Annotated in this window: 9 protein-coding genes and 1 tRNA gene; 7 read left to right on the top strand and 3 right to left on the bottom strand. The window is 66.8% G+C overall.

All coding sequences use genetic code 11. The features are described from left to right. Positions 1-150 precede the first annotated feature (150 nt). The 3 genes from AB4089_RS21070 to AB4089_RS21060 all read left to right on the top strand — a co-directional run bounded on the left by AB4089_RS21070 (position 151) and on the right by AB4089_RS21060 (position 1,649). Positions 151-224, top strand: a tRNA-Gly gene (locus AB4089_RS21070). A 118-nt stretch (positions 225-342) separates the two neighbouring features. Then, positions 343-492, top strand: coding sequence for a hypothetical protein (locus AB4089_RS21065; RefSeq protein ID WP_441411222.1), 150 nt, complete (start codon positions 343-345; stop codon positions 490-492). Beyond that, the gene (locus AB4089_RS21060; protein ID WP_441411221.1) at positions 489-1,649 is read left to right on the top strand and encodes a N(5)-(carboxyethyl)ornithine synthase; all 1,161 of its coding nucleotides are present in this window, start codon (positions 489-491) and stop codon (positions 1,647-1,649) included. The genes AB4089_RS21065 and AB4089_RS21060 overlap by 4 nt, the downstream gene beginning before the upstream one ends. Positions 1,650-1,722: 73 nt before the next feature. On the opposite strand, the gene AB4089_RS21055 is transcribed toward AB4089_RS21060, so the two are convergent. Beyond that, positions 1,723-3,096: an MFS transporter gene (locus AB4089_RS21055; protein WP_441411220.1), complete on the bottom strand. Its 1,374-nt coding sequence runs from the start codon at positions 3,094-3,096 to the stop codon at positions 1,723-1,725. Positions 3,097-3,236: 140 nt separating this feature from the next. Between AB4089_RS21055 and AB4089_RS21050 the strand changes: the two genes are divergently transcribed. Next, entirely contained in the window at positions 3,237-4,091 is an 855-nt protein-coding gene (locus tag AB4089_RS21050; RefSeq protein WP_441411219.1) for a LysR substrate-binding domain-containing protein, read from the top strand. Between the two features lie 419 nt (positions 4,092-4,510). Continuing rightward, a complete protein-coding gene (locus tag AB4089_RS21045) occupies positions 4,511-4,786 on the top strand; it encodes a hypothetical protein (RefSeq protein WP_441411218.1) in 276 nt (91 codons plus the stop codon). Positions 4,787-4,899: 113 nt separating this feature from the next. Here AB4089_RS21045 and AB4089_RS21040 read toward each other — a convergent pair whose 3' ends face one another. Beyond that, on the bottom strand, positions 4,900-8,454 hold the full coding sequence (locus AB4089_RS21040; RefSeq protein ID WP_441411217.1) for a bifunctional proline dehydrogenase/L-glutamate gamma-semialdehyde dehydrogenase: 3,555 nt from the start codon (positions 8,452-8,454) through the stop codon (positions 4,900-4,902). Positions 8,455-8,722: 268 nt separating this feature from the next. Further along, entirely contained in the window at positions 8,723-10,186 is a 1,464-nt protein-coding gene (locus tag AB4089_RS21035; RefSeq protein WP_441411216.1) for an amino acid permease, read from the bottom strand. Positions 10,187-10,328: 142 nt separating this feature from the next. Here AB4089_RS21035 and AB4089_RS21030 point away from each other — a divergent pair, with 142 nt between their 5' ends. Next, the gene (locus AB4089_RS21030; RefSeq protein WP_441411215.1) at positions 10,329-11,279 is read left to right on the top strand and encodes a LysR family transcriptional regulator; all 951 of its coding nucleotides are present in this window, start codon (positions 10,329-10,331) and stop codon (positions 11,277-11,279) included. 120 nt (positions 11,280-11,399) lie between these two features. Further along, the gene (gene panD, locus AB4089_RS21025; RefSeq protein WP_441411214.1) at positions 11,400-11,828 is read left to right on the top strand and encodes an aspartate 1-decarboxylase; all 429 of its coding nucleotides are present in this window, start codon (positions 11,400-11,402) and stop codon (positions 11,826-11,828) included. The last annotated feature ends 103 nt before the right edge of the window (positions 11,829-11,931 follow it).

The raw sequence follows: 11,931 nt of genomic DNA, 5'->3' as shown, positions 1-11,931 counted from the left end.
GGGTTGTTTCACCGGGTTGTTTCACCGGGTTGTTTCACCGGGTTGTTTCACCGGGTTGTTTCACCGGGTTGTTTCACCGGGTTGTTTCACCGGGTTGTTTCACCGGGTTGTTTCACGGGGGCAGAGTCCGGCATTTTGACTGGCCCCACTGCGGCTGTAGCTCAATGGTAGAGCGCTAGCTTCCCAAGCTTGATACGCGGGTTCGATTCCCGTCAGCCGCTCCACATCATCTTCCGAGCTCCCGCGATCCCGCGCCCCTGCACCGCTCCCCGGGCTCCCATTAGGTTGCTACCTGTATGGTCAGAAGTCAGGAACCTCTTCGGTTCCGCTACAGGAGCAAACATGGCTGACAAGTCCCCCCGTCAAGCAGCATCCAAAAAAGCCGGCAAATCCATTAAGGAAAAGCGCGCTGACAAGAGGGCCGCTGCTGCGCCGGCCAGCTCCCTGGACAAGGTGACCGCGGCAAAGACGGCGAGCCCCAAAAAGAAGTGACGGGTTCCTCGAACCACCTCACCCTCGGCATCCTCGCCAGCACACGCAAACCGGACGAGCGACGCCTCCCCATCCATCCCCTGCACCTGGACCGCATCGCGCCGGAAATCCGGGAACAGCTGATCCTCGAGGAAGGCTACGGCGAACGCTTCGGCCTTTCCGATGCCGAGCTTGCGCCACTCGTGGGGCGCATCGCACCGCGAAAGCAGCTGCTGGCGGCGGCCGATGTCGTCCTCCTGCCCAAACCGCAGCCCGAGGACCTGGCCGAACTCCGGGACGGGCAGGTCCTTTGGGGCTGGCCGCACTGCGTCCAGGACCGGGCCATCACCCAGCTGGCGATCGACAAGAAGCTCACGCTCATCGCCTTCGAGGCCATGAACCACTGGGCCAGCGACGGCGGTTTCGGCCTGCATGTTTTCCACAAGAACAACGAGCTCGCCGGCTACTGCTCCGTGCTGCATTCCCTGGCGCTGACCGGTTCCACCGGAGACTACGGCCGCCGGTTGAGCGCCGTCGTGATCGGCTTCGGGGCCACCGCCCGCGGCGCCGTCACGGCGCTGAATGCCCACGGCGTCCACGACGTGCAGGTGCTCACCAACCGTGGCGTTGCCGCGGTTGGCTCACCGATCCATTCGGTCCGGATCGCCCAATTCGACCACGACAGCGAGGCGCCGTTCCTGAGCGAGGTCATCACGGAGCGCGGGCGCGTGCCACTGGCGCCGTTCCTGGCCGCGAGCGACATCGTGGTCAACTGCACGCTGCAGGACCCCAACGCACCGCTGACCTACCTGCGCACCGAGGACCTTGATGCCTTCCGGCCAGGCAGCCTGATCGTGGATGTGTCCTGCGACGAGGGCATGGGCTTCAGCTGGGCGAAAACCACCACGTTCGCCGAGCCGATGTTCCAGGTGGGTCACCACATCGACTACTACGCCGTGGACCACAGCCCGTCCTACCTCTGGAATTCCGCCAGCTGGGAAATCAGCGAAGCGTTGCTGCCCTTCCTCGAGACCGTGGTCTCGGGCCCTGAAGCGTGGGACGCAAACGAGACCATCCGCCGCGCCATCGAAATCCGCGACGGCGTGGTCCTGAACCCGGACGTGCTGCAGTTCCAGCAGCGAGGCCCGGAGTTCCCGCACCTCCCCCTGGCGGTCTAGGGGTTTCCGCGCTGGAATAGGACAGCCGCTGCGTGGATCCACGCGGCGGCTGTCCTATTTCGGCGCGAAATGGCTACGGTGTGGCGGTTGCCTGCCGTCCGTCCGGGGTCCGGACGATCCGCAGCAACCGGCGCCTGTCCTTCAAATCCACCTTGAGCATGAGCTGTCCGCGCCGCGCGAGGACGACGGCGATGGTCGCGGCGGCCAGCAACGGCACGCCCCCGGAGATCAGGACGGCGGTGTGCGGGTTCGCGTGCTCGGCGAGCCAGCCCATCATCGGGCCGCCGATAGCCTGCCCGCCGATCAGCACCATGATGTACAGGCTCATGACGCGCCCGCGGATGGCCAGGTTGGCGCTTACCTGGACCAGCTGGTTCGCGGCGGTCAGGAACATAAGGCACCAGAAGCCGGCGAGCACCATGGCAACGCCGAACCAGGGCATCGACGGCGCGGCGGATGCCAGGCACAACATGAGCCCGTACATCCCCGCGCCCAGGACCACCGAGCGCAGCCGCAGGGCACGCCGCCGGGCCGAGGTGACGGCGCCGGCCAGCGCCCCCAGGGCCACGAGGGTGTTGAGCAGGCCGTAGCCGCCGGCACCGGCGTCGTACACGTGGTCGGCGAACGCCGCCAGCAGCACCGGCAGGCTCATCGCGAACACGGCAATGAAACCGGCCATCAGCCAGGGCCAGTAAATGGTCGGCTTGCTGAGCGCATAATCCAGCCCTTCCTTCAGCATGCCCCGGCGCTTGGCGGCCGGGACGCTGACATGCAGCTGGTCCTTGCGCAGGCTCAGGAGCATGGCCACCGTGAAGCAGCAGGCCGCGGCGTTGGCGGCAAAGGCCCAGCCGGCACCCACGGCGGTCAGCAGGATTCCGGCGATCGCGGGACCGATCAGCCCGCCAAGCTGGAAGATCGTGGAGTTCACGCTGATCGCGTTCCGCAGGTAGCGGGGGCCCACGAGTTCGTTGACGAACACCTGGCGGGCCGGCTGGTCCAGCACGGTGACCAGGCCCAGCAGCAGGGCGATCGCGTAGACGTGGCCCACCTCGATCCGCTGGCTGAGCGCCAGGACGGCAAGGACTGCGGCCAGGGCGGCGGCCACCGACTGGCACAGCATGAGGATTTTCCGCTTCGCGAACCGGTCCGCCATCATGCCGGCCCACGGGCCGAGGAACAGGGACGGCAGGAACTGCAGGGCCACGGTGATGCCGACGGCGGTGACGGAACCGGAGAGCTGGAGCACCAGCCAGTCCTGGGCGATCCGCTGCATCCAGAGCGCGATCACGGCGATGAAGTGTCCGATCGCGAAGATGCGGAAGTTGCGGACCTTCAGCGAAACAAAGGTGTGGCGCCACGGAAGGCGCTCGTTGACGACGGCGATGGGTTGGGTGATGGTGTCCGGCAGGGAAGCTGCGTTTGCCTCTAGCGGCGGAGGGGGTGCCACGGAAAAGTCCTCTAAAAGAGCGGGTGAGTGGGATGGACTTAACGCTAGGCTGGCCCCAGGAGATTATGGAAGCGTATTCCCCGCATAACTAGCATTACGAAACGCAATGCCGCGTTGGCGGCACCCGATCCGGGAGACCCATGTTCGAACCCGCCCAGCTGCGCTCGTTCCTGGCCGTGGCCGAAACCCTGAGTTTCACCAAGGCCGCTGAACGCCTCGGCCTGGCCCAGCCCACTGTCAGCCAGCATGTCCGCAAGCTGGAGTCCGCCGCCAAGCGGGTGCTGATCGCCCGGGATACCCGGGATGTGCGGCTGACGGACAATGGCGACGCGATGGCCGGATTTGCCCGCAGCATCCTCGCCGCGCACGATGCCGCCAGCCGCTATTTCTCCGGATCTGCCATGCGCGGACGCCTGCGATTCGGCACGGCCGACGACCTCGCCATCACCGGGCTGCCCCGCATTCTCCGGGAGTTCCGGCAGATTTATCCGCAGATCAACCTCGAGCTGACGGTGGGCCAGAGCGATCAGCTCTACAAGCGCCTCAACGCGGGGCAGCTGGACCTCGTATTTGTGAAATGGGTGGCGGGCGCCAAGGACGGGACCGTGGTCCAGCAGGACGCCTTCGCCTGGGTCGGCCTGGAGCAGACCGTATTGGATCCGGGCGATCATGTCCCGCTGATCGCCTATCCCTCCCCCAGCCTGAGCCGGAAACTGGCCATCGATGCCCTCGAGGCCACCGGCCGCACGTGGCGGATCACCTGCACCACGCGGCAGATCAGCGGCGTGCTGGCCGCTGTCCGGGCCGGGATTGGGGTGGCCGTCATGCCCTCCTCCCTGGTGCCGGAGGACCTGAAAATCATCACCCGCCGCTTCGACCTGCCGCCGGTGGGTGACGTGGACTTCACCCTCATCCGCAACCCGCTGGCCAATACCGAGGTGATCGATGCCCTCACCCAGGCGATCGTGGGGCGGACCCTGAAGCGCCCGGCCTGATCCCGGCCCTGATCCCGGCCCGACGCCAGCCTGGAGTGGGGGTTGCCGAGGGGATTTGCCGCAGGGCGGCCGTGGGGGCGGGGCGCGAATCCGTCCACGGTACCTACGCGGGCGGCTACCCGGGCGGCGGCAGTACTTACTTGACCATTGAACGGTACAGGTACTTCATCTATCCTGACATTACTCAAGATCAACCGTTCGAGGTCAAGCAGAGGCCCACGACAACGATTTCGAAACACGAACGCTGTCCGTCGCTGCCGCATGGCTGGCGCCGAGGCGTTCGGGATAGGCCGACAATGATGCCAGCCATAAACCGCTCACGTCCCGCCGCACCAGTTGCCGCCCGCCCCACACGGACCGGCCACCCGGTAACTGTGCCGGCACATCCGGCGGCGCCAGTTCACCACCCGGGCACCCCGGTGCAGCATTCCAGCACCGCCCAGCACACGGCCGCGGGCCACCGGGGAATTCGCCCGGCCACCCTGGCGGAGTCCGAATATGTGGCCAGCCCATACTGCGAACGCTGCGGCACGGACGAGTTCATTTACCTGGAGACCTTCGTCCCGGCCACGCACCGCAGGGACGGCTCCGTCAGCAAGCTCGGCGAAGTCACGTACTTCTGCTCGGGCTGCGATGACTTCTCCGCCCACGCGGTCCCGGCCTCGTGGGTTCCGCCGGGCTGGTACTTCGGCTAAGCCCCCGGCCCTAACGCCTTCGCCGCTTAACGACGTCGCCGCCGTGCCGCACCTTACGGTGCCTGCACGGCGGCGATGGCGTTTTAGCACGCCCGGGCTAGGGCAACAGCTGCCTAGATCAGCGCATCCGAGATGTGGTTGGGCGTACCGAAGCGGTGCGCGGTGATGCTGATGGCCTGCTCGTGCAGGAACGGCAGCAGTTCCACCCGTCCGGCTTCGGTGACGGGGTGGACGTACACCGCCAGGTCCGGGCGGCCGCCCGTGGCCTCGGCCAGGGCCTTGGCGTCCCCGCCGATCAACCGGATCCGGGCGCCGGAGAGCTTGCCGGCCGCGGCGAGCGTGCCGGCGGACGCCAGCCAGTCGGCGTCGTTCTCCACGGTGGCCGCGATGCCCAGGCCGGACAGGATGGCGCTCAGCTGGGCGGGCAGTTCGACGGCGGTGGAGACCGTCAGGACGGACCCGGCCAGGACGCCGGCGGCGAGGGTCCGGACGAGCGCGGCGAGCGGCTCGCCTTCGGAGAGGCGGACCGTGACGGGCAGCGCACGGTAGCGGAAGACGTTGCGCTCGGCGCTCAGGCCCGAGACGTCCTTCGCGGTGCCGAACTCCTCGGCCCAGGCGCGGGCGTCGGAGGCCAGGGCGCGCTGAAGCGGCGCGAGTTCATCCGCGGCAAGGAAGCCCTTGGCGGCGTCCTCGATCCGGCGGACTCCGGCGTGGAGGGGAGCGGCGCCCGGGGTGCCGGCGGCGGTGCTGGGCTTGGACGTCCATTCACCAAGGCCGACGAGGTAGTTCGGCCCGCCGGCCTTGGTGCCGGCGCCGACGGCGGATTTCTTCCAGCCGCCGAAGGGCTGGCGCTGGACGATCGCACCCGTGATGCCGCGGTTGACGTAGAGGTTGCCGGCCTGGATGGTGTCCAGCCAGATTCCGAGCTCCTCGCTGTTGAGCGAGTGCAGGCCTGCGGTGAGGCCGTAGTCGATCTGGTTCTGGATCGCGATGGCCTCCTCGAGGGTCTCCGCGGTCATGACGCCAAGGACCGGGCCGAAGAACTCGGTGAGGTGGAAGTAGGATCCGCGGCGGACGCCCGAGCGGACGCCGGGGCTCCAGAGCTTGCCGGTTTCATCGAGCTTCCGGGGCTCGACGGCCCAGGTCTCGCCCTCGCCGAGCGTGGTAAGGGCGTTGAGGAGCTTGCCGTTGGCGGGCTCGATGATCGGGCCCATCTGGCTTGCCGGGTCCTCCGGGTAGCCGACCTTCAAGGAGGTGACGGCGTCGACCAGCTGGTTGTGGAAACGCTTGGACTTGGCCACGGATCCCACGAGGATCACCAGCGACGCGGCGGAGCACTTCTGGCCGGCATGGCCGAAGGCCGAGTACGCGACGTCCTTGGCCGCGAGGTCCAGGTCCGCGCTCGGGGTGACGATGATAGCGTTCTTGCCGCTGGTTTCGGCCAGCAGGGGCAGGTCCTTGCGGAAGGAGCGGAACAGCTCGGCGGTCTCGTAGCCGCCGGTCAGGATGACCCGGTCCACGGCCGGGTGGGAAATCAGCTGCTGGCCCAGTTCGCGCTCGCCCAGCTGGACCATGGTGAGGACGTCGCGGGGAACGCCGGCCTCCCAGAGGGCCTCGATCATCACGGCACCGCTGCGGCGGGCCTGCTTGGCGGGCTTGATCACGACTGCGGACCCGGCGGCGAGGGCCGCGAGGGTGGAGCCGGCCGGGATGGCGACCGGGAAGTTCCACGGCGGGGTCACGACGGTGAGCTTGGCCGGGACGAACGTGGCGCCGTCGACGTCGTCGAGCTTGCGGGCAGACTCGGCGTAGTAGTGCGCGAAGTCGACAGCCTCGCTGATCTCGGGATCGCCCTGGTCGATCGTCTTGCCGGTCTCGCTGGCCATGACCTCAAGGAGGTCCGCGCGGCGGGCCTCGAGGACGTCGCCGGCGCGGTGCAGGATCTCGGCGCGCTCGGCGCCGGAGAGTGCACCCCAGGCCTTGCCCTTCTCGACGGCGGTCTCGATGACCGTGTTCAGGGTCGCGGCATCGTTGATGGTGGCGGCTTCGACGGCGGCATTGCCCAAGGTCGAGGTCGTGACGCGGCCCAGGATGGCGCGGCCCCAGTCGCGGTTCGCGGGCAGCGACGGATCGGTGTCCGGGGTGTTCTCGAACGAGTCGCGCGGCAGCGGCGCGGCCGGGAGGGCGCGGTTCTGCAGGCGGTTCGGGCCCGGGACCTCGTCGTCGAGCTTGGCGAGGGAGGAGAGGAAGCGCTGCTTCTCACGCTCGAAGAGGGCTTCGTTCTCGCTGAGTTCGAAGACCGCGGACATGAAGTTGTCCTGGCTGGCACCCTCTTCGAGGCGGCGGATCAGATAGGCGATCGCGACGTCGAACTCGGCCGGGTGGACCACGGGCGTGTAGAGCAGGAGCGAGCCGACGTCCTTCTTGACGGCCTCGGCCTGGCCCTGGGCCATGCCGAGCAGCATCTCGAATTCGATGCCGGAGTCCACGCCGCGCTGCTTGGCCAGGAGCCAGGCGAAAGCGATGTCGAAGAGGTTGTGCCCGGCGACGCCGATCCGGATGTTGCGGATCCGGTCCGGGTGCAGCGAGTAGTTGATGACGCGCTTGTAGTTGGTGTCCGAGTCCTGCTTGGTGTTCCAGGTGGCGAGCGGCCAGTCATGCAGGGAGGCTTCGACCTGTTCCATGGGCAGGTTGGCGCCCTTGACCACGCGGACCTTGATGGCGGCACCACCCTCGGCGCGGCGGGCGGCGGCCCAGTCCTGCAGGCGGATCATGGCGGAGAGCGCATCCGGGAGGTAGGCCTGGAGCACGATGCCGGCCTCGAGGTTCTTGAACTCGGGCTTGCCCAGGATCCGGGTGAAGACCGCGATGGTCATGTCCAGGTCCTTGTATTCCTCCATGTCCAGGTTGATGAACTTGGCCTTCTGCCCACCGGTGGCGAAGGAGGCGGCGCGGGTGAAGAGCGGGGTGAGCTTCTCCACGACGTGCTCCACAGCTTCATCGAAGGCCCAGACGGAGTGCGGGGCCACGGTGGAGGAGACCTTGATCGAGACGTAGTCGACGTCGGGCCGGGACAGCAGGGTGTGGGTGCCTTCGAGCCGGCGGGAGGCCTCGTGCTCGCCGAGCACGGCCTCGCCGAGGAGGTTGACGTTGAGCTTGATGCCGTCCTTGCGGATCTTGGCGATGGCCGGGCCCAGCTTGGCGTCGGTGGCGTCGACAATGAGGTGGCCGACCATCTCGCGGAGCACGCGGCGGGCAACCGGGATGACAACCTGCGGCAGGACCGGTGCCATGGTGCCGCCGAGGCGCACGGCGTTGCGCATGTACCAGGGCAGGAACGCGGGGACCTTGGGAGCCAGGGCGGCAAGGTTGCGGGCGGCCACCTGCAGGTCTTCGGGACGGACGACGCCGTCGACGAACCCGACCGTGAAGTCCAGGCCGTTGGGGTCCTTCAGCACGCCGGCGAGCTGCTCGGCCGAGGCGTCGACGGGCACCTTGGCGGCTTCGGTGAGCCAGCGGCGCACCAGCGCGATGGTGTCCTCGGCCAGGGCCGCGGCCTCAAGGACCGTCGAGCCTTCCGAAACGGCGGCGTGCGTGGCTTCGATGCCTGCGGCGCTGGCTGCTGCGTTTCCGGTGGCTGCGCCGGACTCCGTGGAGATGTTGGTCATGGCTGGAACTCGTTCTTTCTCAAAATGTGGACCTCTTATGAATCAGTATGCGACCGGATTTTCATAAGATAAAGCGATGTTTTCTGAGCAATACCCGTTAGAAATCCCGAAGCTTCGAAGTCCTGTCCGAACGTTCGGAAACCACCGCGCTGAACGCGCCAAAACTCCCCGTTGCCCTGTCACTTATGGTCCCTAAAACCGGCGGATGGGAGCCATAAGTGATAGCGCAACGGGACGGGGTTGGGCTGGGAAGGGACGGGTGGGCCGGTTACGTCAGGGGGCGGTGCATCTCCACGATCTCCTCGTGCCGCGGGCTGTCCGGGTTCATCAGCGAGTTCTTGCGGCCGTAGGTGAAGTAGATGATCAGGCCGACCACAAGCCAGACGACGAACCGCAGCCAGGTTTCCCAGTGCAGCTGGAACATCAGGAACAGCGAGGCAAACACACCGAACGCCGGAACCAGCGGCATCAGCGGCAGGCGGAAGGTCCGCGGGGCGTCGGGCTTCTTGTAGCGGAACACGATCACCGACACGCACACGACGACGAACGCGGCGAGGATGCCGATGTTGGTCAGGTCTGCCACGGCCTTGATCGGGAGGATGCCGGCCAGTACTGCGGCCCCGGCGCCGGCGATCCAGGTCACGCACTGCGGCGTGCCGTTCTGGTCCGTCTTCGAGAACCACCCGGGCAGCAGCCCGTCGCGGCTCATCGAGAACCAGACGCGGGTGACGCCGAGAAGGAAGGTCAGCATCACGGTGAGGATGGACAGGACGGCGAACACGGAGATGATGGTCGCGATCACAGGCAGCCCGACGCTGTTGAAGGCGGAGGCGAAACCGGCCTTGGGGTCGATCTCCGTGAAGTTCTGCATGCCGGTGAGCACCAGGGTTGCTGCGACATAGAGCAGCATGGCGATGATCAGCGAGAGGATGATCGCCTTCGGCATGTGCTTTTTGCCGTCCGTCGCTTCCTCCGCTGCGGTACTCATGGCGTCGTAGCCGAACACCGCGAAGAACACGGTAGCGGAGCCGGCCACCACGGGACCGAAGCCGCTGGGGAAGAACGGGTTGTAGTTGTTGGTGTTGATGTAGAAGATGCCCAGGCCGATGATGAACAGGATCAGGAACACTTTGATGCCGACGGCAATCACCTCGAAGCGCCCAAAGGTCTTGGTGCCGCGGGAGAGGATCCAGGTCACCAGCAGGCAGACCAGGATCGCGGGAAGGTTGATGATGCCGCCGGTGCCCTCATCCGGCGTCGCCGTCATCCAGGCGGGCATGTGGATGCCTATGCCGGAAAGGGCGGCGTCGAAGTAGCCCGAAATGCCGATGGCCACCACTGCCACGATGGCGATGTATTCCAGCAGCAGGTCCCAACCGATGAACCAGCCGATAATCTCGCCGAGCGCAACGTAGCCGTAGGTGTAGGCCGAGCCAGCCCGCGGGATCATGCCGGCGAACTCGGCATAGGACAGCGCCGCGGCGGCGGAGGCCAGGCCGGCGATCAGGAACGAGACGAGCACAGCCGGGCCGACGCCAGGCTCGCTCGCGCTGCCGTGGGCCACAAGGCCCGCCAGCGAGAAGATGCCGACACCGATAATGCCGCCGACGCCGATGGCCGTCAGCTGCCAGAGCCCCAGGCTCCTATGCAATCCGCTGTGTTTGTTTTCTTCTTCAATGTCGTCGATGGGCTTGCGCCGCATGATCGACTGAGACGAATCCTGTGTAGCCATCAGGGCCTCCTGCTTAGGTGTGATGCCCACCAATACACGCCGTGATGGGCGTTACCGAGTGGCAACAGTATGCAAGCCCGATTGCATTAGATAAAGTGAATTCTCTTAATCAATAACCATTAGAATTCGTAAGGGAAAAGCGATGTTGGACGTCCGGCGCTTGCGACTGCTGCGCGAACTGAAGATCCGGGGCACTTTGGCCGAAGTAGCCGAAGCGCTCCAGTACAGCCCATCGTCAGTCTCTCAGCAGCTGGCCCTCCTTGAGAAGGAGGCCGGGGTGGAGCTGCTGAGAAAGACCGGGCGGCGGGTGCAGCTGACCCCGCAGGCCGAAGTCCTCGTGGCCCACACGTCCCAGCTCCTTGAGACCCTGGAGCAGGCGGAGGCGGACCTCGCGGCCTCGCTGACCACGGTCACAGGCACTGTGCGGATTGCGGTGTTCCAGTCCGCAGCCCTGGCACTCATGCCGGGCACGCTGACCAGGATGTCCGCCAGCTACCCGGAAGTCCGGGTGGAAATGACCCAGCGGGAGCCGGAAACCGCCCTTCACGAAACGTGGGCCCGCGACTTCGACCTCGTGATCGCCGAGCAATACCCGGGCCATGCCGCCCCGCACTACGCCGAACTGGACCGTGTGGCCCTGACCCGCGACGCCATCCGGCTGGCCGTGCCGCCGCAGTCGCCCGAACGGGGCGAGATCAGGACGCTGGCGGATACCGCCGGGCTGGCCTGGGTGATGGAACCCCGCGGAGCCGCCTCCCGGCACTGGGCCGAGCAGGCCTGCCGGAGCGCCGGCTTTGAGCCCGATGTCCGCTTTGAAACCGCCGACCTGCAGGCCCAGATCCGGCTGATTGAATCCGGAAATGCGGTGGCCCTAATGCCAGACCTCGTTTGGACCGGCCGCGGCACCAGCGCCCAGCTCCTGGACCTGCCCGGGGATCCGCACCGGACGGTCTTCACCTCGGTGCGGCGGTCGAGCGCCAAGCGGCCCGCGCTGCTGGCGGCCCGCGAAATCCTGGCCGCGACGGCGGCATCGATCGTTCCGTCGGCGGCCGCCGGCGCCCTTGGTCAGGCTTCCGCGGACAGGCCCGCGTGACGGACTGCCGGACTGGCTGCGGGACTGGCTGCGCCTGTGGGGGACCGGGCTGGGTACCGGCCCCGGCGTGTGCAGTGCGCCACAGCGCCGGGATTGGCCCCGCGCTAGACTGGTGACGTTATGAATCGCACAATATTCAAATCCAAGATCCACCGCGCCACGGTCACCCACGCGGACCTTCACTACGTCGGTTCCGTCACCGTGGACCTGGATCTGTTGGAGGCGGCCGACATCCTTCCCGGGGAGCTCGTGGCGATTGTCGACGTCACGAACGGCGCCCGGCTGGAGACCTACACGATCGCCGGTGAACGCGGTTCCGGCGTGATCGGCATCAACGGCGCCGCCGCGCACCTGATGCACGAGAACGACATCGTCATCCTCATTACCTACGCCCAGATGACCACAGACGAGGCGAAGGCGTACAACCCCAAGGTGGTCCACGTCGACCAGGACAACAGGATTGTCCAGATTGGCAACGACCCCGCGGAGGGCATGACGCCCGGCCTCATGCGCCCGCCGCACTCCCTGAACAACGCCGCGCTCAACTAGCGCATCCGGCGCGGCAGCACGCCGTCGGGCGTAATAGGGCGGCCTGCGGAATAAAGCTGATTACTCTGGAACGGTGACCCCTGTCCCCTGCCCTCCCGACCCG

It is taken from the genome of Arthrobacter sp. 2MCAF15, from assembly GCF_052115605.1.
Taxonomy (GTDB): Bacteria; Actinomycetota; Actinomycetes; order Actinomycetales; family Micrococcaceae; genus Arthrobacter.
The sequence above is the reverse complement of the archived record's forward strand: the minus strand, read 5'-3'. Positions and strand labels throughout refer to the sequence as shown.